The 21,432-nt window shown below is 63.2% G+C and carries 17 protein-coding genes; 11 read left to right on the top strand and 6 right to left on the bottom strand.

The window, feature by feature from the left end; genetic code table 11:
• Positions 1-13: 13 nt before the first annotated feature.
• A complete protein-coding gene (gene betT, locus J3A71_RS28000; protein ID WP_023047206.1) occupies positions 14-2,017 on the bottom strand; it encodes a choline transporter BetT in 2,004 nt (667 codons plus the stop codon).
• 290 nt (positions 2,018-2,307) lie between these two features.
• Positions 2,308-3,240 carry a serine O-acetyltransferase EpsC gene (gene epsC / locus J3A71_RS28005; RefSeq protein ID WP_060518080.1) on the bottom strand — a complete coding sequence of 311 codons (933 nt, stop codon included), beginning with the start codon at positions 3,238-3,240 and terminating at the stop codon, positions 2,308-2,310.
• A gap of 390 nt (positions 3,241-3,630) precedes the next feature.
• Here epsC and tcyJ point away from each other — a divergent pair, with 390 nt between their 5' ends.
• The 9 genes from tcyJ (at position 3,631) to J3A71_RS28050 (ending at position 12,671) form a co-directional block, all read left to right on the top strand.
• A complete protein-coding gene (tcyJ, locus tag J3A71_RS28010; RefSeq protein WP_023047209.1) occupies positions 3,631-4,425 on the top strand; it encodes a cystine ABC transporter substrate-binding protein in 795 nt (264 codons plus the stop codon).
• Positions 4,422-5,090 (top strand): cystine ABC transporter permease, encoded by a 669-nt coding sequence (gene tcyL / locus J3A71_RS28015; RefSeq protein ID WP_016484387.1) that lies wholly within the window; start codon positions 4,422-4,424, stop codon positions 5,088-5,090. The genes tcyJ and tcyL overlap by 4 nt, the downstream gene beginning before the upstream one ends.
• Before the next feature lie 2 nt (positions 5,091-5,092).
• Positions 5,093-5,851 carry an L-cystine ABC transporter ATP-binding protein TcyN gene (gene tcyN, locus J3A71_RS28020; protein WP_016484386.1) on the top strand — a complete coding sequence of 253 codons (759 nt, stop codon included), beginning with the start codon at positions 5,093-5,095 and terminating at the stop codon, positions 5,849-5,851.
• 326 nt (positions 5,852-6,177) lie between these two features.
• Positions 6,178-7,419 (top strand): SfnB family sulfur acquisition oxidoreductase, encoded by a 1,242-nt coding sequence (locus tag J3A71_RS28025; RefSeq protein ID WP_096425458.1) that lies wholly within the window; start codon positions 6,178-6,180, stop codon positions 7,417-7,419.
• A 141-nt stretch (positions 7,420-7,560) separates the two neighbouring features.
• Positions 7,561-8,742, top strand: a complete 1,182-nt coding sequence (locus J3A71_RS28030) for an SfnB family sulfur acquisition oxidoreductase (RefSeq protein ID WP_096425457.1) — start codon at positions 7,561-7,563, stop codon at positions 8,740-8,742.
• On the top strand, positions 8,742-10,133 hold the full coding sequence (locus J3A71_RS28035; RefSeq protein ID WP_096425456.1) for an LLM class flavin-dependent oxidoreductase: 1,392 nt from the start codon (positions 8,742-8,744) through the stop codon (positions 10,131-10,133). The genes J3A71_RS28030 and J3A71_RS28035 overlap by 1 nt, the downstream gene beginning before the upstream one ends.
• A complete protein-coding gene (locus tag J3A71_RS28040) occupies positions 10,126-10,926 on the top strand; it encodes a MetQ/NlpA family ABC transporter substrate-binding protein (protein ID WP_060518093.1) in 801 nt (266 codons plus the stop codon). Before J3A71_RS28035 ends, J3A71_RS28040 begins: the two co-directional genes overlap by 8 nt.
• Position 10,927: 1 nt before the next feature.
• Entirely contained in the window at positions 10,928-12,037 is a 1,110-nt protein-coding gene (locus tag J3A71_RS28045) for an ATP-binding cassette domain-containing protein (protein ID WP_209953528.1), read from the top strand.
• Entirely contained in the window at positions 12,027-12,671 is a 645-nt protein-coding gene (locus J3A71_RS28050) for a methionine ABC transporter permease (protein WP_096425454.1), read from the top strand. Before J3A71_RS28045 ends, J3A71_RS28050 begins: the two co-directional genes overlap by 11 nt.
• A gap of 28 nt (positions 12,672-12,699) precedes the next feature.
• Here the strand turns inward: J3A71_RS28050 and dibA are convergent, their stop codons facing one another.
• Entirely contained in the window at positions 12,700-14,595 is a 1,896-nt protein-coding gene (gene dibA / locus J3A71_RS28055) for a phosphodiesterase DibA (protein ID WP_016484380.1), read from the bottom strand.
• Positions 14,596-14,741: 146 nt separating this feature from the next.
• Here dibA and desA point away from each other — a divergent pair, with 146 nt between their 5' ends.
• A complete protein-coding gene (gene desA / locus J3A71_RS28060; protein WP_016484379.1) occupies positions 14,742-15,926 on the top strand; it encodes a delta-9 fatty acid desaturase DesA in 1,185 nt (394 codons plus the stop codon).
• Positions 15,927-16,025: 99 nt separating this feature from the next.
• Positions 16,026-17,054, top strand: coding sequence for a sensor domain-containing diguanylate cyclase (locus J3A71_RS28065; protein ID WP_096425453.1), 1,029 nt, complete (start codon positions 16,026-16,028; stop codon positions 17,052-17,054).
• A gap of 53 nt (positions 17,055-17,107) precedes the next feature.
• Here J3A71_RS28065 and J3A71_RS28070 read toward each other — a convergent pair whose 3' ends face one another.
• The 3 genes from J3A71_RS28070 to gabD all read right to left on the bottom strand — a co-directional run bounded on the left by J3A71_RS28070 (position 17,108) and on the right by gabD (position 21,408).
• Positions 17,108-18,367 (bottom strand): response regulator, encoded by a 1,260-nt coding sequence (locus tag J3A71_RS28070; protein ID WP_023048203.1) that lies wholly within the window; start codon positions 18,365-18,367, stop codon positions 17,108-17,110.
• A 138-nt stretch (positions 18,368-18,505) separates the two neighbouring features.
• Positions 18,506-19,783 (bottom strand): 4-aminobutyrate--2-oxoglutarate transaminase, encoded by a 1,278-nt coding sequence (gene gabT, locus J3A71_RS28075; protein WP_016484376.1) that lies wholly within the window; start codon positions 19,781-19,783, stop codon positions 18,506-18,508.
• Positions 19,784-19,965: 182 nt separating this feature from the next.
• Positions 19,966-21,408 (bottom strand): NADP-dependent succinate-semialdehyde dehydrogenase, encoded by a 1,443-nt coding sequence (gene gabD / locus J3A71_RS28080; RefSeq protein WP_016484375.1) that lies wholly within the window; start codon positions 21,406-21,408, stop codon positions 19,966-19,968.
• Positions 21,409-21,432: the final 24 nt, after the last annotated feature.

The following is a 21,432-nucleotide window of genomic DNA, read 5'->3' on the forward strand; positions in this document are numbered from 1 at the left end:
CGGCCCCGGCGATCTAACGGACCAGATGCAGGTACTGCATGTGCCGCTCGTACTGGTCGAGGATGTCGTTGATGATCTGCTCTTTGCTGTAGCCCACCAGGTCATAATTCTGGCTGCCTTCGCTCAAGTGCACCTCCGCACGGTAATAGCGGCGGTTCTTCAACTCCTGCGCACCCAACCCACCCAGGGCGAACGATGGCGTGAAATAGCCACGCATCTGCACCTGGTAAATGAACGGCTGCTCCTCGCCATGGCCAATTTTCAGGCTGACGTTGTCATGGCTCGGGTCATCCTGGGTGATCAGCACCAGGCCCTTCTGCTCGAACACTTCACGCACATCGGCAATCGCCGGGCGCACCACGTCGTCCATGAAGCGGTACACCTCATCACGCGACGGGAAGTGCACCGCCTGGCTCAGGCGCTGGCGCCAGCCGCCACGGCCGCGACGTGACTGGGCGAACGGGGCCAGCGAGTGCATCTGCGCGATCTGCCGTTGCGACTCCAGGTAGAACGCCTTGTGCAGCCCCCACATCATGCACAGCAGGATCAGCGAGAACGGCAACGAGGTCAGTACCACCGCCGACTTCAGCGAATCGATGCTGCCCGCGAACAGCAGTGCGCTGGTAATCAGTGCAGTCATGGCGCCCCAGAAGATACGCAGCCAGTTCGGGCCGTCCTCATCTGCATCGCCACCCTTGGCCGACAAGGTCGACAGCACCACGGTGCCTGAGTCGGCCGACGTCACGAAGAACACGAAGCTGATGAACACCGTGGTGGCGATCACCGCCTTGCTCCACGGGTAGGTTTCCAGCAGCAGGTAAAGGCTCATCGACGGGTTATCCAGTGCCGACTGGCCCAGCGCGGTCATGCCGTGATTGATGACCTGGTCCAGAGCGCTGTTACCGAAGATCGACATCCACGCCAGGGTAAAGCCCAGCGGAATCAGCAGCACGCCGAAGACAAACTCGCGAATGGTGCGGCCGCGGGAAATGCGCGCGATGAACAGGCCCACGAACGGTGCCCAGGCAATCCACCAGGCCCAGTAGAACACCGTCCAGCCGCCCAGCCAGTCGCGGTTTTCACCGTAGGCATACACGTCGAAGCTTTTGCGTGGCAACGCGCCCAGGTAATCGCCAAGGTTCTGGATCAGCGTGTTGAACAGGTGCTGTGTAGGCCCGGCAAACAATACGAACAACAGCAGCGCGCAGGCGAGGAACAGGTTGATGTCGCTCATCACCCGCACCCCCTTCTCTACCCCGGCGACGGCCACGGCCACCGCCGCGCCCATCATCAGGGTGATGAGGATCACCTGCACCCACTGGCTGTGGCTGATGCCGAACAGGTAGTCCAGACCGGCGTTCAAATGCAGCACGCCAAAGCCCATGTCGGCACCCAGGCCGAACACCGTGGCGATGATGCCGAAGCCATCCACTGCGTAGCCGATCGGCCCGTTGATGCGCTTGCCAATCAGCGGGTACAGCGCCGAACGTAATGCCAGCGGCAGGTTGTGGCGATAGGCGAAGTAGGCCAGCGCCATGCCGACGAAGGCGAATACGCCCCAGCCATGCAGGCCCCAGTGCAGGAACAGGATCTGCATCGCCTGGCGCCCGGCCTCGGCCGTGCCCGCTTCGCCCTGGGGCGGCTGCAACATGTGCGTCAGCGGCTCGGAGACACAGAAGAAGAACAGGGTAATGCTGATACCGGCGGCAAACAGCATGCCGGCCCATGAGAGGTAACTGAACTCGGGTTCGTCGTGGTCGGCACCGAGCTTGATCTTGCCATAGCCGGACAAGGCGGTGACCACCACGAAGACCAGGTACAGCGTCATGGCCAACATGTAATACCAGCCGACCGTATTGGCCGCCCAGTTCTGCGCCGCCAGCAGCCAGTCGCCTGCGGCTTGCGGGTTGGAGATGACCACCAGGCCAAAGATGAGGATAAAACTTGCCGCAAAGTAGAACACCGGGGGGTTCATGCGGATTTTGCCATTGGCAGCGGAAGTGTTCGGTGCACTCATCGGGCGTGCACCTCGTCGAATGACGTGAGGTTCGAAATGAACGGGTTCAGCAAAGGAATCCTCCTGTTGAACACCGGCAGCGGACCAGCGTTTTTCATTGAACAAGCGTTCAAGTTAAACATGGATCGGTTTTCAATGCGAATTGGGGCGCTGATTGGTGTTGTCCTGTACCGGCCCTTTCGCGGGTAAACCCGCTCCCACAGGTACTGCACAAGCCTCAGTCTTTGCGGGGTACCTGTGGGAGCGGGTTTACCCGCGAAAGGGCCGGTACAGGCTAAGCAAATGCTAGATCAATTCTTGTCCTGGCAATCCAGCTGCAGGTTGGCCTGGGTGATGTTGCTTTCAGCAGGCACACTGCGGGTCAGCCACACGTTACCGCCAATGGTCGAACCCTTGCCGATGGTAATACGCCCCAGCACCGTGGCCCCGGCGTAGATCACCACATCGTCCTCGACAATCGGATGGCGCGGCAGGCCTTTGTGCAGGGTGCCGGACTCATCGCTGGGGAAGCGTTTGGCGCCCAGGGTCACCGCCTGGTAGATACGCACGCGCTCGCCGATGATCGCGGTTTCACCAATGACCACCCCGGTACCGTGGTCGATGAAGAAGCTCGGGCCGATCTGTGCGCCCGGGTGAATATCGATACCGGTGGCCGAATGCGCCAGCTCCGAACTGATCCGTGCCAGCAGTGGCAGGCCGGCCCGGTACAGGTGGTGCGCCAGGCGGTGGTGGATGATCGCCAGGATACCCGGGTAGCACAGCAGCACTTCATCGACGCTGCGCGCGGCGGGGTCGCCGTGGTAGGCGGCCAGCACGTCGGTGTCGAGCAGCACCCGCAACTCCGGCAGCGCGGCGGCAAAGCCCTGGATGAGGCTCAATGCCTGGGCATCGACGCTGGCCAGCTCAGCCTTGCTTTGCCGGGCGGCATAGCGCAACTCCAGGCGCGCCTGGGTCAGCAATGCAGTCAGCGCGGCATCCAGGGTATGGCCAACGTAGAAGTCTTCGCTCTCTTCGCGCAGGTCCACAGGCCCAAGGCGCATGGGGAACAACGCGCCGCACAGTTGCTCCAGGATCTGCCGCATTGCTTCACGCGACGGCAGCTCACGCCCGCCCTGTTCGCCAATGCTACGGCCATTGCGGGTGCGCCATTGCTCACGGGCGCCACGCAGGCCAGTGACAATGCTGTGCAACTGCCAGTGCGCGGATGAAGGTTGTTCGCTCACGGTTTTCTCCTGCCGTATAGGCCATCTGGTTTTTCGCCAGGCCCGGCCCTTTCGCGGGCACGCCCGCTCCCACAGGTACAGCACCGCTATTGAGCCCTGTGCTGTACCTGTGGGAGCGGGCGTGCCCGCGAAAGGGCCGGGCCTGCCTACATGCGATCCACTCTACGGCAAATCCGTCCCTTGGAAAAAACAACGCTTTATTCCATCCTGCGCTAAGTCAGGCATAAGCCGCGATGACGTAGCGAGCATCCTCGCCTACCCTCAAAGCAGGCAGCACCTGGCACAAATCAAAAATGAAATAACAAAATAATCTTTTATTATTTCCTGGCCTAAGCAGCCAACCCTATAGTCGCCACCTCACTACTTACACAACAAGCGCGGGGCTCTGACATGTCGAAATTCGCCAAACCGCTACTCAACGCCAGCCTGGCCATCCTGCTGGGTGCCGGCCTGCTCAGCCAGGCGTTCGCCGGCGAGCAGTTGAAGACCATCCAGGAAAAAGGCGTGATCAACGTCGGCCTCGAGGGCACCTACCCACCGTTCAGCTTCCAGGACGAGAACGGCAAGCTGGCGGGCTTCGAAGTGGAGCTTTCGGAACTGCTGGCCAAGGAGCTGGGGGTCAAGGCCAAGATCCAGCCGACCAAGTGGGATGGCATCCTTGCCGCGCTGGAATCCAAGCGCCTGGACGTGGTGGTCAATCAGGTGACCATCTCCGAGGAGCGCAAGAAGAAATACGATTTCTCTGAGCCCTATACCGTTTCGGGCATCCAGGCCCTGATCCTGAAGAAGAAAGCCGCGGACCTGAACATCAAGACCGCGCAAGACCTGGCCGGCAAGAAAGTCGGCGTGGGCCTGGGCACCAACTACGAACAGTGGGTCAAGCAAGACGTCCCGAAAGCCGAAGTGCGCACCTATGAAGACGACCCGAGCAAGTTCGCCGACCTGCGCAACGGCCGTATCGATGCCATCCTGATCGACCGCCTGGCCGCGCTGGAATACGCGCAAAAAGCCAAAGACACCGAACTGGCCGGCGATGCCTTCTCGCGCCTGGAAAGCGGCGTGGCGCTGCGTAAGGGCGAGCCTGAACTGCTGGCGGCCATCAACAAGGCCATCGACAAGCTAAAGGCTGACGGCAGACTGGCCAAGCTGTCCGAAAAATACTTCGGTGCCGATGTCACCAAATGATTGCTGAAAGCCTGCAACTCGTTGTCGACTCCGCGCCCTTCCTGCTGAAGGGCGCGGGTTATACAGTGCTGCTCAGTGTCGGCGGCATGTTCTTCGGCCTGCTGCTGGGCTTTGCCCTGGCGCTGATGCGGCTGTCGAAGCTCTTGCCGCTGAACTGGCTGGCGCGGATCTACGTGTCGTTCTTCCGCGGCACGCCGCTGCTGGTGCAGTTGTTCGTGATCTATTTCGGCATGCCGCAGATCGGCATCGAACTCGACCCCATCCCGGCTTCGCTGATCGGCCTGTCGCTGAACATGGCGGCCTACATTTGCGAGATCCTGCGCGCTGCAATCTCCTCGATCGACCGTGGCCAGTGGGAAGCCGCAGCCAGTATCGGCATGACCCGCGTCCAGGCCATGCGCCGGGCGATCCTGCCACAAGCCTTGCGTACCGCCCTGCCCCCGCTGGGCAACAGCTTCATTTCACTGGTCAAGGACACTGCGCTGGCCGCGACCATCCAGGTGCCAGAGCTGTTCCGCCAGGCGCAGCTGATTACCGCACGCACCTTCGAAGTGTTCACCATGTACGTGGCGGTCGCAGTCATCTACTGGGTGCTGTGCAGCATCCTCGCGCACTTCCAGAACCGCATGGAAGCGCGGGTCAACCAGCATGACCAGGAGCAATGAGCATGATTGAAGTCAAAGGCCTGACCAAGCAGTTCAAGGGCCAGACCGTGCTCAACGGCATCGACCTGACCGTGCAGCCCGGCGAAGTGGTGGCCATCATCGGCCCCAGCGGCTCGGGCAAGACCACCTTCCTGCGCTGCCTGAACCTGCTGGAAACCCCCGACGCCGGGCAGATCAAGATAGGCGCCATCAGCATCGATGCCAACCGCCCGCTGGGTGGCCAGCAAAGTGCGATACGCCGCCTGCGCCAGCAGGCCGGGTTCGTATTCCAGAACTTCAACCTGTTCCCCCACCGTACCGCCCTGGAGAACGTGATCGAGGGGCCGGTGATCGTCAAGAAGACGCCCCGCGAGCAAGCCATCGAACTGGGCCGGCGCCTGCTGGCCAAGGTCGGTCTGGCAGGCAAGGAAGACGCCTACCCACGGCGCCTGTCGGGCGGACAGCAGCAGCGGGTGGCCATCGCCCGCGCCCTGGCCATGGAGCCGGAGGTGATCCTGTTCGACGAACCCACCTCGGCACTGGACCCGGAGCTGGTGGGTGAAGTGCTGGCGACCATCCGCGGCCTGGCCGAGGAGAAACGCACCATGATCATTGTCACCCACGAGATGAGCTTTGCCCGGGACGTAGCGAACCGGGTGATCTTCTTCGACAAGGGCGTGATCGTGGAACAGGGCGAGGCCAAGGCACTGTTTGCGGCGCCGAAGGAAGAGCGTACCCGCCAGTTCCTGCGCAAGTTCCTCGGCACTGCCGCCTCCGAGTAAACCTGTTCCGGCCTCTTCGCGGGCACGCCCGCTCCCACAGGTGTCGCACCGGTTTCAATACCTGTGCAGTACCTGTGGGAGCGGGCGTGCCCGCGAAAGGGCCGGCACATCTGTAACAAATCCCTCCTTCTATACATATTCCAAAGAGTTAGTTCATAAACTTTTTATAAAGCATTAGGGTATATAAACCGGACCACCGGACCAGCACACATTTGTCGCGACCAGCTGTAGCGACACAACTTTTTTGTGAGGTCAGGAATGGTCAGGATCACAATCACCCCAGTGCGTATCGCCAGGGCATTGAGTGCAGCCAAGGAGCGGTACTGATGTCCAGCCAGCCAAATACCCAATTCCATAGCGATCTCGACAGCTCGCCCCTGCTGCTGCCGGCCAAGGTACTGCGCACCGACGCCGAAGCCCTGCAAGCGGCCCGTGAACTGGCCGAGGTTGCCCGCGAGCAAGCCGCCCGCCGCGACCAGCAACGCAAACTGCCGTGGGCGGAGATCGAGCTGTTCACCCGCAGCGGCCTGGGCAGCATCAGCGTACCCAAGGCCCACGGCGGCCCCGACGTGACGTTCGAAACCGTGGCCGAAGTGTTCCGCCTGATCAGTGCCGCCGACCCGGCCCTGGGGCAGATCCCGCAGAACCAGTTCGGCATGCTGCAACTGATTCGCCTGACAGCCACCGAGGCGCAACAGGCGCTGATCTTCCGCAGCGTGCTCGACGGCTGGCGCATCGGCAATGCCGGCCCCGAACGCGGCACCAAGGACACCCTCACCCTCAAGGCCCGGATCACCCGCGCCGGCGACAGCTATCGCATCAGCGGCGAGAAGTTCTATTCCACCGGTGCCCTGTTCGCCCACTGGGTGGCGGTAAAAGCCCTCGACGAGGAAGGTCGTCAGCGCCTGGCGTTCGTGCGCCGTGGCAGCCCGGGGCTGCGCATCGTCGATGACTGGTCCGGGTTCGGCCAGCGCACCACCGCCAGCGGCACTGTATTGCTGGACGAGGTGCCGGTAGACGCGGAGCTGGTGATCGACAACTGGCGCCAGCGTGACATCCCCAACATCCAGGGCGCAGCCTCGCAGCTGATCCAGGCGGCGATCGACGCCGGCATTGCCGAAGCGGCAATCGACGATGCGATCACGTTCGTGCGGGAAAAGTCCCGCCCGTGGATCGAAGCCAACGTGGACCGCGCCAGTGACGACCCTTATGTGATTGCCGACATCGGCCGCCTGAAGCTCGAACTGCACGCTGCCGAAGCGCTGCTACGCAGAGCCGCGCGGGTACTCGACGAGGTCAATGCTGCGCCCATCGACGCAGCCAGCGCGGCACGCGCCTCGATTGCGGTGGCCGAGGCCAAGGTGCTGACCACCGAAATTGCCCTGCAGGCCAGCGAGAAGCTGTTCGAACTGGCCGGCAGCCGCGCCACCCTTGCCGAGTTCAACCTCGACCGCCACTGGCGCAATGCCCGGGTGCACACCCTGCACGACCCGGTGCGCTGGAAGTACCACGCGGTGGGCGCGTACCACCTCAACGGCACCCTGCCTGCGCGGCATTCCTGGATCTGATTTGCTGCCTTTGGGGCTGCTGCGCAGCCCTTCGCGGGCTTGCCCGCTCCCACAGGATTACCGCCGCCTGAACTGGCATCACTTTACCTGTGGGAGCGGGCAAGCCCGCGAAGGGCCGCGAAGCGGCCCCCGGAGAACTCTATGACAATCGCTATCATCACCAGCGACGCCCAGGCCCTGGCCGTCGCCGAAGACATCGCCCAGCAACTGCGCCGCGACAGCGCCCTGCGCGATCGCGAGCGCCGCCTGCCGCATACCGAGCTGGAGCTGTTCACCCGCTCCGGCCTGTGGGCCATCAGCGTGCCCAAGGCCTTTGGCGGCGCCGGCGTGTCCAACGTCACCCTGGCCAAGGTCATCGCCCGTATCGCCCAGGCCGACGGCTCGCTCGGGCAAATCCCGCAAAACCATTTCTACGGCCTGGAAGTGCTGCGGGTAAACGGCACCCCCGAGCAGCAACAGCGCCTGTACGCCGAAGTACTCGCCGGCCGGCGCTTCGGCAATGCGCTGGCCGAGCTGGGCACCAAAACCGCCAACGACCGCACCACCCGCCTGAGCCGTGACGGCGACGGCTTTCGCATCAACGGCCGCAAGTTCTATTCCACCGGCGCCATCTACGCCCAGCGCATTCCCACCTCGGTCGTCGATGAACAAGGCGTGCAGCAGCTGGCCTTCGTCCCGGCCGATAGCCAGGGCTTGCAGGTGATCGACGACTGGAGCGGCTTCGGTCAGCGGACCACTGGCAGCGGTTCGGTGGTGTTTGACAACGTGTACGTCAGCGCCGCCGATGTGGTGCCGTTCCAGAGCGCGTTCGAGCGCCCCACGCCGGTCGGGCCGCTGGCGCAAATTCTTCATGCTGCCATCGACACTGGCATCGCCCGCGCCGCTTATGAAGATGCCCTGCACTTCGTGCGCACCCGCAGCCGCCCGTGGGTCGACTCGGGCCTGGACAAGGCTACGGATGACCCGCTGACGCTGAAGAGTTTCGGCCACCTGGCGATCCGTCTGCATGCCGCCGAAGCCCTGCTGGAGCGCGCCGGCGAATACCTCGACCGCGCCCGCGACGACAGCACGGCCGACAACGTGGCCGCCGCCTCCATTGCCGTGGCCGAAGCACGTGCCATCAGCACCGAGATTTCGCTCGCTGCCGGTACTGCCCTGTTCGAACTGGGCGGCAGCCAGGCAACGCTGGCCGAGCACAACCTCGACCGCCACTGGCGCAACGCCCGCGTGCATACCCTGCACGACCCGGTGCGCTGGAAGTATCACGCCATCGGCAACTACTACCTCAACGATACCAACCCGCCACGCCGGGGGACCATCTGATGGCCAGGCAGATTCTGCTCAATGCCTTCAACATGAACTGCATCGGGCACATCAACCATGGCCTGTGGACCCACCCACGGGATACCTCGACCCAGTACAAGTCCCTGGAATACTGGACCGATCTGGCCCGCCTGCTGGAGCGCGGCCTGTTCGACGGGCTATTCATTGCCGACATCGTCGGCACCTACGACATCTACGGCCAGTCGCTGGACGTCACCCTCAAGGAGTCGATCCAGCTGCCGGTCAACGACCCGCTGCTGCTGGTTTCGGCCATGGCTGCCGTCACCCGCCACCTGGGGTTCGGCCTTACCGCCAACCTCACCTACGAAGCGCCATACCTGTTCGGCCGGCGGCTTTCCACCCTCGACCACCTGAGCAATGGCCGGGTGGGCTGGAACATCGTCACCGGCTACCTCGACAGCGCCGCCCGGGCCATGGGCCTTGAGCAGCAACCCGAGCATGACCGTCGCTACGACCAGGCCGACGAATACCTGCAAGTGCTTTACAAGCTGCTGGAAGGCAGCTGGGCCGATGACGCGGTGGTCGCAGACCGCAAGCAGCGCGTCTATGCCCGGCCCGACAAGGTGCGCAAGGTCAGCCACCACGGCGAGTTCTACAACGTCGAGGGCTATCACCTGAGCGAACCCTCGCCGCAACGCACCCCGGTACTGTTCCAGGCCGGCAGCTCGCAGCGTGGCCTGGCGTTCGCCGGCAACCATGCCGAATGCGTGTTCATCAGTGGCCAGGACAAGGCCGCCACCCGCGCCCAGGTCGACAAGGTGCGCGCTGCCGCCCAGGCCGCCGGGCGCGACCCGCAAGCGATCAAAGTGTTCATGGGCATCACGGTGGTCGTCGCCCCTACCGAGCAAGCGGCCCAGGCCAAGCATGCCGAATACCTGCGCCATGCAAGCCCCGAGGCCGGCGTCGCGCACTTCGCCGCCTCCACCGGCATCGACTTTGCGGCCTACGGGCTGGACGAGCCGATTGGCTTCAGCCAGGGCAATGCCATCCAGTCCGCCACGCGCCAGTTGCAGAACAACGCCTGGACCCGCCGTCGCCTGCTTGAACAGCACGCCCTGGGTGGCCGCTACGTAACCCTGGTCGGCTCACCGGAACAAGTGGCCGAACAGTTGATCGCCTGGATCGACGAAACCGGGCTGGACGGTTTCAACCTGACCCGCACCGTCACCCCGGAAAGTTTCGAGGACTTCATCGACCTGGTCATCCCGCAGTTGCAACAGCGTGGCCGCTACAAGACCGCCTATGCCGAAGGCACCCTGCGCGAAAAGCTGTTCCAGGCCGACCACCCGCACCTGCCCGCCGACCACCCGGGCTCGACCTACCGCTTTACCCCAACCCCTGCCCCGACTGGAGCCCTGCACCATGCTTGAGAAACTGTTCCGGCCCGTCGCGGCCATTGCCCTCACCCTGGGCCTGTCCGCCAGTGCCCTGGCTGCCGAACCGCTGAAGATCGGCACCACCTCGGCTTTCGCCATTCCGCTGGAAGCCGCCGTGGAAGAAGCGCACAAGCAAGGCCTGGAAGTGAAGCTGATCGAATTCAGCGACTGGATCGCGCCCAACGTCAGCCTCAACAGCGGCGACATCGACGTGAACTACTTCCAGCACATCCCGTTCCTGGAGAACGCCAAGGCTGCTGCGGGCTTCAACCTGGTGCCTTACGCCTCGGGCATCATCAACAACGTTGGCCTGTACTCGAAAAAGTACAAGAGCTTTGCCGAGCTGCCTGAGGGCGCCAGCGTGGCGATCGCCAACGACCCGATCAACAGCGGCCGTGGCCTGCAACTGCTGGCCAAGGCCGGGCTGATCACCCTGAAGCCAGGTGTTGGTTACAAGGCCACCGAGGACGACATCGTCGCCAACCCGAAAAAGCTGAAAATCCTTCAGGTCGAGGCGGTTCAGCTGGTCCGCGCCTACGACGACGCCGACCTGGTGCAGGGCTACCCGGCCTACATCCGCCTGGCCAACACCTTCGATGCCACCTCGGCATTGCTGTTCGACGGCCTGGAAAACAAGGAATACGTGATCCAGTTCGTCATCCGCCCGCAAAGCAAGGACGACCCACGGCTGGCCAGGTTCGTCGACATCTACCAGCACTCTCCGGTGGTGCGCGCAGCATTGGACAAAGCCCACGGCAAGCTCTACCAAGCCGGTTGGGAAGGCTGACATGCGCCAGGCCCACGCGCTCAGGGCGCCTGCACCACAACCATCGCCGCCACCGGTCAAGGAACAGGCCCTGCGCCCGGAGGTCAATGAAGCCCATGTACGCTTTATCGGCCTGGGCAAGACCTACCCTGGCCAGCCGCAACCGGCCTTGCAAGGCATCGACCTGAACATCCCCCATGGCGAGATCTTCGGCATCATCGGCCGCAGCGGTGCCGGCAAGTCTTCACTGCTGCGTACCATCAACCGCCTGGAGCAACCCAGCCAGGGCCGGGTGCTGATCGACCAGGTGGACATCGCGCCTTTCGATGAGGACCACCTGGTGGCGCTGCGCAGGCGCATCGGCATGATCTTCCAGCACTTCAACCTGATGTCGGCCAAGACCGTATGGCAAAACGTCGAACTGCCGTTGAAAGTGGCCGGCGTGGCCAAGGCCGAGCGCCAGCGCAAGGTGCGCGCTTTGCTTGAGCTGGTCGGTTTGCAGGAAAAGCACCACGTGTACCCGGCGCAGCTGTCTGGCGGGCAGAAACAGCGCGTCGGCATTGCCCGGGCGCTGGTACACGACCCCGCGATTTTGCTGTGCGACGAAGCTACCTCGGCGCTGGACCCGGAAACCACCGCTTCGATCCTTGAGTTGCTGCGCGACATCAACCAGCGGCTGGGCCTGACCATCGTGCTGATCACCCACGAAATGGCGGTAATCCGCGATATCTGCCACCGGGTGGTCGTGCTGGAGCGCGGCGAAGTGGTCGAGCAGGGCGAAGTCTGGCGGGTGTTCGGTGCCCCACGCCACGAGGTCACCCGCACCCTGCTAGCGCCGTTGCAGGCCAGGTTGCCTGCCGCACTGCAAGCCAGCTTGCGGGCCAGCCCGGTAAGCCGCGACAGCGCTGTAGTGCTGAAACTGACCCTGCTCGGTGAGCCCGAGCTGTCTGCTTTGTTCAACGATCTGGGCGGCCGCGTACGCCTGCTGCAGGGCGGCGTGGAAACCATCGGCGAGCATGCCTTGGGGCAACTGATCCTGTCGGTGCAACATTCGCCGCACGACACCCATCAACTGCTGGAACGTGCCCGCCGCTGGGCCGAGGACGTGGAGGTACTGGGCCATGTGGTTTGATCGCCTGCTGGACGGCTTGCTCGACACCTTGCTGATGGTCGGCGTGTCGTCGCTGATCGCCCTGCTGGTGGGGGTGCCCATGGCGGTGCTGCTGGTCACCAGCGACAAGGGCGGAATCTTCGAGGCACCGTTGCTGAACCGGGTGCTGGGCGCCTTCGTCAACCTGTTCCGCTCGATCCCGTTCCTGATCCTGATGGTCGCGCTGATCCCCTTCACCCGCCTGGTGGTAGGTACCACCTACGGGGTGTGGGCGGCGGTGGTGCCGCTGACCATTGCCGCCACGCCGTTTTTTGCGCGCATTGCCGAGGTCAGCCTGCGCGAAGTCGACCATGGTTTGGTGGAAGCTGCACAGGCCATGGGCTGTCGGCGTTGGCACATCGTCTGGCACGTGCTGTTGCCCGAGGCGCTGCCGGGCATCGTCGGGGGTTTCACCATTACCCTGGTGACCCTGATCAACTCCTCGGCCATGGCCGGTGCGATCGGTGCCGGGGGCTTGGGCGACATTGCCTACCGGTATGGCTACCAGCGCTTTGACAGCCAGATCATGCTGACCGTGATTGCCATGCTGGTGGCGTTGGTGGCGTTGATCCAGCTGAGTGGGGACCGCCTGGCGAAGGGCCTGAACAAGCGATAGACGAGGGCCGCAAAGCGGGCCCTGGGTCTCAATCCCAGCGAAGATCCGCAGCCGGCACCGGCCGCCCGAACCAGTACCCCTGCCCCAGCTGACACTGCTCCAGCAGCAGGAAGCTGGCCTGCTCCGCCTGCTCGATGCCCTCGGCATGCACCTGCATGCCCATGCTGCGTGCCAGGGCAATGATTACCCGCACGATCGCGATGTCATCCTCATCCAGAGGCAACCCGGCAACGAAGCCCTGATCAATTTTCAGCTTCTGCACCGGCAAACGCTTGAGCCGCAGCAACGACGAATACCCGGTGCCAAAGTCGTCGATGGCCAGGGTCACGCCCAGCTCGCGCAAACGGTGCAACTGCTCCAGCGCCACTTCCGGGTCTTCCATCACGGCGCTCTCGGTGACTTCCAGCTCCAGCAGCGCCGGCGCCAGGCCGGTGTCGTGCAGCACTTCGGCAACCTGCTGGTACAGCTCGTGCTGGCCAAACAGCCGGCTGGAGATGTTCACCGCCACAAATGCCAACTGCCGGCCTTCGGCCTGCCACTGCACCATTTGCAGGCAGGCCTGGCGCAGCACCCAGGTGTCGATTTCGGCAATCAGCCCGGTGCGCTCGGCAATCGGGATGAACTCGCCCGGCGGCACAAGGCCGCGCTGGGGGTGCTGCCAGCGCACCAGTGTCTCGACCCCGACCTGCCGGCCTGTCGCCAGGTCATGTACCGGCTGGAAGTACACCCGCAGCTCATCCTGCTCCAGGGCCCGGCGTAGCTCACCGGCGGTCTCGACCCGCTGTTGGGCGTGAGCAGTCAGCTCTTCGGTGTACAGCGCATAGCAGGCCCTGCCGTTGCTTTTGGCCTTGTACAACGCCGCGTCGGCATTACGCAGCAACTGCTCGGCGCTCAGGGCGTCGCTGGGGAACAGGCTGATACCGACGCTGGCACTGATGAACAGGCGATTTTCCTCGAACAGGAACGGCTCGCGCATGCGTTCGATAATGCACTGCGCCAGCTTGCCCGCCTGGCCGACCTGCTGGCAGTTCTCGGCCAGCACACCGAACTCGTCGCCACCCAGGCGTGCCAGGGTCACGCCATTGCCCAGCACCTCGCCCAGGCGCTCGCCCACCAGCTTCAGCAACTGATCACCGATGGTGTGGCCCAGGCCGTCGTTGATACTCTGGAAATGGTCCAGGTCCAACAGCAGCAGGGCACAACCGCGCTTGTTGGCCTGAGCGGCCGCCAGGGCCTGCTCGACCCGGTCGGTGAACAGCAGGCGGTTGGGCAGGCCGGTGAGCGGATCGTGGTGGGCCAGGTAGGCCAGTTCCTGCTCCGAATGCTTGATCGCACTGATATCACTGAACACCGCCACGTAATGGCTCAGCTCACCGTCGTCATCGCGGATGGCGCAGATGGTCTGCCATTGCGGATAGATTTCGCCGCTTTTGCGCCGGTTCCAGATTTCGCCGCTCCACTCCCCCTGCTCGGCCAGGGTGGCAAAGATCTGCTGGTAGAACGCCTGGCCGTGGCGGCCCGATTTGAACTTGCTCGGGCGCTGGCCGATCACCTCATCCTGCTGGTAGCCGGTGATGCGCATGAAGGCACGATTGACGTGCACAATCAGGCCCTGGCGGTCGGTGACCAGCACACCTTCGAGGGTACTGTCGAACACTGCAGCAGCCATGCGCAGCCGCTCGCGGTCCTCGCAGCGCAAGCGCGCACCAATGCCGATGAAGTTCAGCAGCCGCACCCTCGAAACATAGATCAGCACGGCACTGAACAACACCCACAGCACCACATTGATCTGCCGCCCCACGGCCAGTGCCAGGGGATCGTCAGCCATGCCGTGCAGCATCACCTCGGCCAGCGCCAGCCAGAGGATCGAGAGCACCACATACAGCGCAGCCATGCGCAAGGCGTCGCGAACGGAAACAGACATGTCGGGTGGAAAAGCCCATCAAAAAGGAGTGGGCATTATAAAGGCTGAAACATGTCGTGACCTCCTATCTAAACGGTTGACTGGTTTTATTTCCCCGCCAAGGGATAATCAGCCCTTCCCCCCGCATTTCGAGGGTATTTACATCTATGTGGTATAACGGCCTGCTCGACTTGTCGGCCTGGCAACTGGTCGGCATCACTCTGCTGATGACCCACGTGACCATTGTCAGCGTCACGGTCTACCTGCATCGCTACTCCGCGCACCGGGCCCTGGAGCTCAATGGCGCGCTCAAGCATTTCTTCCGCTTCTGGCTGTGGCTGACCACGGCGCAGAACACCCGTGAATGGACCGCCGTCCACCGCAAGCATCACGCCAAGTGCGAAACCCCCGACGACCCGCACAGCCCGGTGTACAAGGGCCTGGGCACGGTGCTGCGCAAGGGTGCCGAGCTGTACCGTGAAGAGGCGCGCAACCCCGAAACCCTGCGCATCTATGGCAAAAACTGCCCGGATGACTGGATCGAGCGCAACCTCTACTCGCGCTACAAGCTGGGTGGGATCGCGCTGATGGCGGTGATCGACCTGCTGCTGTTCGGTACCGCCGGCATCACCATCTGGGCTGTACAGATGATGTGGATTCCATTCTGGGCCGCCGGTGTGGTCAACGGCCTGGGCCATGCCCTCGGCTATCGCAACTTCGAATGCCGCGATGCTGCCACCAACCTGGTGCCTTGGGGCATCGTCATCGGGGGCGAAGAGCTACACAACAACCACCACACCTACCCCAACTCGGCCAAGCTGTCGGTCAAGCGTTGGGAGTTCGACATGGGCTGGGCGTGGATACGCCTGTTTTGCCTGCTGCGCCTGGCCAAGGTGCAGCGCGTGGCGCCAATCGCCCACCGGGTGGCCGGCAAGGCAAGCCTGGACATGGACACCGCCATGGCTATCCTCAACAACCGCTTCCAGATCATGGCCCAGTACCGCAAGCTGGTGATCGGCCCGCTGGTCAAGCAGGAGCTGGCCCGGGTGGACGCTTCGGTGCGCCACCACTTCCGCCGCGCCAAGCGCCTGCTGTCGCGTGAAACCAGCTTGTTGGAAGACCGCCACCATGTGCGTATCGAGTCCATGCTTGCCCATAGCCAGGCGCTGAAGACCATTTACGAAAAGCGCCTGGCCCTGCAGCAGATCTGGGCGCGCACCAGCGCCAACGGCCACGACATGCTGGCTGCCATGAAGGACTGGATACACGAGGCCGAAACCAGCGGCATCCACGCCCTGCGCGACTTCGCAGCACAACTCAAGACCTACTCCCTGCGCCCGACCGGCGCCTGACCGCCGTTGATCGGCACGCCCCATTTCGGTGCGTGCCGTTCGGAACTTAGCCACCTCGACTCCACTCAAATTTGGCACATCGCCCGCGTGGCGGGCCGGATGCTGGCCGCACGCTTTTACGTCGAGACCCGCTTCGTGCACATGGCCAAGAATATTCCAACGACATTGCCCGGCACCCCGCCTCCCGAAGCCGCCAAGACTTTACTTGCGCTCCTGCACGCCCAAGGCGAGGTAGCCCGCCTGAGCGAGCGCGATCAGCTGTTCAGTTCGTTGCTGGACAGCGTCAACGCGGTGCTCTGGGCATTTGACTGGGAAACTCGTCAGGTGCTGTACGTAAGCCCCGCATACGAACGCATCTTCGGCCGCCCGGTCAGCCTGTTGCTGGCCGATTACAACGAATGGCGTGACAGTATCTACCCTGACGACCTCGAGTTCGCCGAGCGCAGCCTGGCCCAAGTGCTGCTCAAGGGCGCTGTGGAAGACCGCGAGTACCGCATCCTGAATGCCGACGGGCAACTGCGCTGGCTGAGCGACAAGTGCTATATCAACCAGCAACACGTGGGCGACCGGGTAATCATTGTCGGTATCGCCGAAGACATCACCGAGAAGAAGCAGCTTGAAGGCGAACTGCAGCGCCTGGCCACCACTGACGTGCTGACCCAGAGCAGCAACCGCAGGCACTTCTTCGAATGCGCCCAGCAGGCCTTCGACAGCGCCCGAGAAGACGGTACACCGCTGGCCTTCCTGCTGCTGGACATCGACGACTTCAAACGCATCAACGACAGCTACGGCCACCAGGAAGGTGACCAGGTACTGCAACACATCGCCGACAGCGGCAAGGCCGTGCTACGCCGTGGCGACCTGTTCGGGCGCATTGGCGGCGAGGAGTTTGCGGCCGTGTTCCCCGGTTGCAATACGCAGGTGGCCGAGCAGATTGCCGAACGCTTGCAGCGGCAGATCCAGCGGTTGAGTTTCATCCACGGTGAGCAGACGTACGGGGTGACGGTGAGCCAGGGGCTGACCGGGCTGACCGAAGAAGATGTGGCACTGGACAGCCTGTATGCCCGGGCCGATGCGGCGATGTACCAAGCCAAGCGGCAAGGCAAGAACCAGATCGTCCGCGGCTGACCCATCCTGCGCAGGTAATGGTATGACTGGGGCTGCAAAGCGGCCCCAACATCTCAGCTGGGCGCTTCAGCCTCCGCCACAGGCGGCTCTTCCTGGGGCTTCACCTCCGGGTTATCCACCTTGCGCAGCCGGTTCAGCTCCGGCAGGCCCATCTTCAGCAAGCGCGCGGTCTTGCCACTGGCCACTTTCTCCAGCCCCTGCTCGGCCGGCAGCCGCGACAACTGCCCCGCCAGGTTCATGGCCAGGATCTCCCGCGAATACACGCCGCCGCCCAACTGGTAGATCGCCGCGATCAATTCGCGCAAGGCCAGCGGCAAACGCCAGCGTGTCCGCAGCGCCGAGCCGAACGCTGCTCCGAACTCATCCAACGATTGCTGCACGTTATGTTCGTCTAGCTCGCCCCCGGCCAACCGCCACTCTTGCAGGCAGCGCAACACGGCCAGGTCGCCCAGGCAATGCAGCAACCCCGCGCAATAGCAGCGCCCTTCGTCCAGCTCGAGCATGCGCGCCAATGTACGGCCATATTCGGCCGTATGCAGTGAAAGCTGCCAATACCCGGCCGCGTGCTGCGCCAGCAACGGGTCGCTGAGCCGTGCACTGCGCTTGAGGGTCATGCCCAGAATCAGATTCATGCTCTGGGTGCTGCCAAGCTTGTTCAGGGCCTGCAGCAAGGTTTGCACCGGCGCTTCACGGTGCAACGCAGCGCTGTTGGCAGCCGCGATAAGGACGGCGGTAACCTGAGGGTCGTTACGCACTTCCTCTTCGAGCACCTTCAGGTTCAGGCCCTGAGGGTTGAGCGCCCGCTTGATCGCCACCTGCACGTCGGCCAACAGCGGCCCGCCATCGGCGGTAGCACGGCGCTGCTCAAGGTAGGTGGGCAGGCTGGCACCTGCCTGCAACGCCGGCACCGGGCAGGCGATTTCTTCGCCAACGGCCAGCAGCAGCTCTTCCAGGCGCTTGCGCAGGTTGTCCAGGTTCAGGGGTTTGCTCAGGTAGGCAGTGGGGTGCAGGGGCAACACCTCGCGCACACTGGCGCTGTCGCTGCGGTTGCTCATGAGGATGAACGGCAAGCCCGGCCCTTTGGCGCGCACCTTGCGCAACAGGTCCAGGCCATCGACACCGGCCAGCTCGCGGGCGGCGATAATCAGGTCTGGCTTGCTGGACAGCGCGCTGAGTGCCTGCGCCCCATCGGCGCACACCTGCAGGCGGGCATCGCAGCGCACACTGAGCAGCATCTCGCTGAGCATGTCACGCACCCACGGGTCGCCTTCCACAATCAGTACGCTGGGTGGGGTGGGGTCTGCAGCGTTCATCGCCAACTACTCCTGAATAGCCTGACACACGTTCCGTCGCAGCTTCCAAAGCCAGTCCTCCGACAACCATAGCGCCACATGGCTTTTCAGGGCACAAAAAAAACCCGCCGAAGCGGGTTTTTTCAGAAGCGCGTCACATCAAGCGAGTTCAGCGAAGCACTCTTCGATGATGGCCAGGCCTTTGTCCAGCAGTGCGTCTTCGGCAGTCAGCGGTACCAGGATACGCAGAACGTTGCCGTAGGTGCCGCAGGACAGCAGGATCAGACCCTTGTCGCGTGCCTTGGCAACAACCTGGCCAACAGCAGCAGCGTTCGGGGTGTGAGTGCCTTTCTCGAAGACTTCAACAGCAATCATCGAGCCCAGACCACGGACGTCGCCGATGATCGGGTGCTTCTTCTGGATTTCGCGCAGGCCAGCGGTCAGGCGCTCACCTACAGCCTTGCTGCGGTCCAGCAGTTTTTCTTCTTCGAACACTTCGATCACGGCCAGGGCCGCGGCGCAAGCGATCGGCGAACCGGCGTAGGTGCCGCCCAGGCCGCCCGGGGCGATGGCGTCCATGTACTCGGCCTTGCCGCACACACCGGCCAGCGGGAAGCCGCCAGCGATGGATTTGGCGAAGGTGGTCAGGTCAGGCGCAACGCCCATCTGTTCCATGGCGAAGAAGGTACCGGTACGGCCAGCACCCGTCTGAACTTCGTCGGCGATCAGCAGGATGCCGTGCTGGTCGCACAGCGCGCGCAGGCGCTTCATCAGCTCTTTCGGCGCTGGCAGGAAGCCGCCTTCGCCTTGTACCGGCTCGAGGATGATCGCGGCGATGTCACGCGGCTCGGCGTCGTTCTTGAAGATGCGCTCGACCGAAGCAATCGCGTCGTCAACGCTGATACCGTGCAGTTCGCTCGGGAACAGGGCGCGGAAGATGCCGCCTGGCATCAGGCCCATGCCAGCGGAGTACGGCACGACCTTGCCGGTCAGGCCCAGCGTCATCATGGTACGGCCGTGGTAGCCGCCGGTGAAGGCGATGACGCCAGCACGGCCAGTGGCAGCACGGGCGATCTTGACGGCGTTTTCAACGGCTTCGGAGCCGGTGGTGACCAGCAGGGTCTTCTTGTCGAAGTCGCCTGGGACCAGCTTGTTGATCTTTTCGCACAGCTCTACGTAGGGTTCGTAGGCCAGCACCTGGAAGCAGGTGTGGCTGACTTTGGTCAGCTGCTCTTGCACGGCTGCAACCACTTTCGGGTGCAGGTGGCCGGTGTTCAGTACTGCGATGCCGCCGGCGAAGTCGATCAGTTCGCGGCCTTCAACGTCGATCACGGTCGAGTTCTTCGCGGTGTCGACGAAGATCGGGTGGATCTGGCCAACGCCACGTGGGACGGCAGCTACACGACGTTGCATCAAGGATTCGTTGGTCTTGCTCATAATGCCCTCATTGCGCCGACAGGAATGGCGCTTTTATTCGGGGGTGGCTGGGAGTGCTCGCGCACAGTATTCGTTGATCGACTGCCGTAAACGCCCTGGCCACCAGGTACTGCGATGTAAAAAAGGCCAGCGAGACGTCGCTCTCGCGCCCCGCTGGCAGAGGTAAAGCCTTTACCGTGCTATCAGACGCTGATGCACAGGTATTTGATTTCGAGGTAGTCCTCGATACCGTATTTGGAACCTTCGCGGCCCAGGCCCGAAGCCTTGATGCCACCAAACGGTGCCACTTCGTTGGAGATCAGGCCGGTGTTGATACCCACCATGCCGTATTCCAGGGCTTCGGCAACACGGAACACACGGCTCATGTCGCGGGCATAGAAGTACGAAGCCAGGCCGAACTCGGTGTCGTTGGACATGGCGATGACTTCGGCTTCGTCTTTGAAGCGGAACAGCGGCGCCAGTGGGCCGAAGGTCTCTTCCTTGGCGACAGCGGCGGTTTTAGGCACGTCGACCAGGATGGTCGGCTCGAAGAAGTTGCCTTCGATCAGCTTGCCACCGGACAGCACCTTGGCGCCTTTGGAGACGGCGTCTTCGATGTGTTCCTGAACCTTGGCGACAGCTTTACCGTCGATCAGCGGGCCCGTGGTGGTGCCGTCTTCCAGGCCGTTACCGATCTTCAGCTTGGCAACTGCAGCGGCCAGCTTCTGGGCGAACGCGTCATAAACGCCGTCCTGCACGTAGATACGGTTGGCGCAGACGCAGGTCTGGCCGTTGTTGCGGTACTTGGAGATGATCGCGCCTTCAACCGCCTTGTCCAGGTCGGCATCGTCGAACACGATGAAGGGGGCGTTGCCACCCAGCTCCAGGGAAACCTTCTTGATGTCCTTGGCGCACTCTTGCATCAGCTGGCGACCGATTTCGGTCGAGCCGGTGAAGGACAGCTTGCGTACCAGGGAGTTGCCGGTCAGTTCGCCGCCAACTTCGCCAGCGCTGCCGGTCACGACGCTCAGCACGCCAGCCGGGATACCGGCACGGTGGGCCAGCTCGACCAGGGCCAGGGCGGAGTAAGGGGTTTGCGAAGCAGGCTTGAGCACCATGGTGCAGCCAGCGGCCAGGGCCGGGCCGGCTTTACGGGTGATCATGGCGGCCGGGAAGTTCCACGGGGTGATGGCCGCGGTAACACCGATTGGCTGTTTGATGACGATCAGGCGCTTGTCTGGCTGGTGGCCCGGGATGGTGTCACCGTAGACGCGCTTGGCCTCTTCGGCGAACCACTCGATGAACGAGGCGGCGTAGGCGATTTCGCCCTTGGCTTCGGCCAGTGGCTTACCTTGTTCGGTGGTCATCAGGCGAGCCAGGTCGTCCTGGTTCTCGATCATCAGTTCGAACCAGCGACGCAGCTTGGCCGAACGCTCTTTGGCGGTCAGTGCACGCCAAGCCGGCAGGGCCTTGTCGGCAGCTTCGATGGCACGGCGGGTTTCCGCGGTACCCATCTTCGGCACGGTGCCGATGACTTCACCGGTGGCCGGGTTGGTCACCTTGATGGTCTGGCCATTGTCCGCATCCAGCCACTCACCATTGATGTAGGCTTGCTGGCGGAACAACTGAGCGTCTTTGAGCTGCATGTCGGCTTCCCGAATTGTTGATTG

The sequence above is a fragment of the Pseudomonas sp. PvP089 genome, assembly GCF_017875165.1.
Classification (GTDB): domain Bacteria; phylum Pseudomonadota; class Gammaproteobacteria; order Pseudomonadales; family Pseudomonadaceae; genus Aquipseudomonas; species Aquipseudomonas fortuita.

Bases quoted from the DNA above. Each gene is read 5' to 3' on its own strand.
- betT (WP_023047206.1), bottom strand. From the start codon at position 2,017: ATGAGTGCACCGAACACTTCCGCTGCCAATGGCAAAATCCGCATGAAC.
- tcyJ (WP_023047209.1), top strand. From the start codon at position 3,631: ATGTCGAAATTCGCCAAACCGCTACTCAACGCCAGCCTGGCCATCCTG.
- tcyL (WP_016484387.1), top strand. From the start codon at position 4,422: ATGATTGCTGAAAGCCTGCAACTCGTTGTCGACTCCGCGCCCTTCCTG.
- tcyN (WP_016484386.1), top strand. From the start codon at position 5,093: ATGATTGAAGTCAAAGGCCTGACCAAGCAGTTCAAGGGCCAGACCGTG.
- J3A71_RS28025 (WP_096425458.1), top strand. From the start codon at position 6,178: ATGTCCAGCCAGCCAAATACCCAATTCCATAGCGATCTCGACAGCTCG.
- J3A71_RS28030 (WP_096425457.1), top strand. From the start codon at position 7,561: ATGACAATCGCTATCATCACCAGCGACGCCCAGGCCCTGGCCGTCGCC.
- J3A71_RS28035 (WP_096425456.1), top strand. From the start codon at position 8,742: ATGGCCAGGCAGATTCTGCTCAATGCCTTCAACATGAACTGCATCGGG.
- J3A71_RS28040 (WP_060518093.1), top strand. From the start codon at position 10,126: ATGCTTGAGAAACTGTTCCGGCCCGTCGCGGCCATTGCCCTCACCCTG.
- J3A71_RS28045 (WP_209953528.1), top strand. From the start codon at position 10,928: ATGCGCCAGGCCCACGCGCTCAGGGCGCCTGCACCACAACCATCGCCG.
- J3A71_RS28050 (WP_096425454.1), top strand. From the start codon at position 12,027: ATGTGGTTTGATCGCCTGCTGGACGGCTTGCTCGACACCTTGCTGATG.
- dibA (WP_016484380.1), bottom strand. From the start codon at position 14,595: ATGTCTGTTTCCGTTCGCGACGCCTTGCGCATGGCTGCGCTGTATGTG.
- desA (WP_016484379.1), top strand. From the start codon at position 14,742: ATGTGGTATAACGGCCTGCTCGACTTGTCGGCCTGGCAACTGGTCGGC.
- J3A71_RS28065 (WP_096425453.1), top strand. From the start codon at position 16,026: ATGCTGGCCGCACGCTTTTACGTCGAGACCCGCTTCGTGCACATGGCC.
- J3A71_RS28070 (WP_023048203.1), bottom strand. From the start codon at position 18,367: ATGAACGCTGCAGACCCCACCCCACCCAGCGTACTGATTGTGGAAGGC.
- gabT (WP_016484376.1), bottom strand. From the start codon at position 19,783: ATGAGCAAGACCAACGAATCCTTGATGCAACGTCGTGTAGCTGCCGTC.
- gabD (WP_016484375.1), bottom strand. From the start codon at position 21,408: ATGCAGCTCAAAGACGCTCAGTTGTTCCGCCAGCAAGCCTACATCAAT.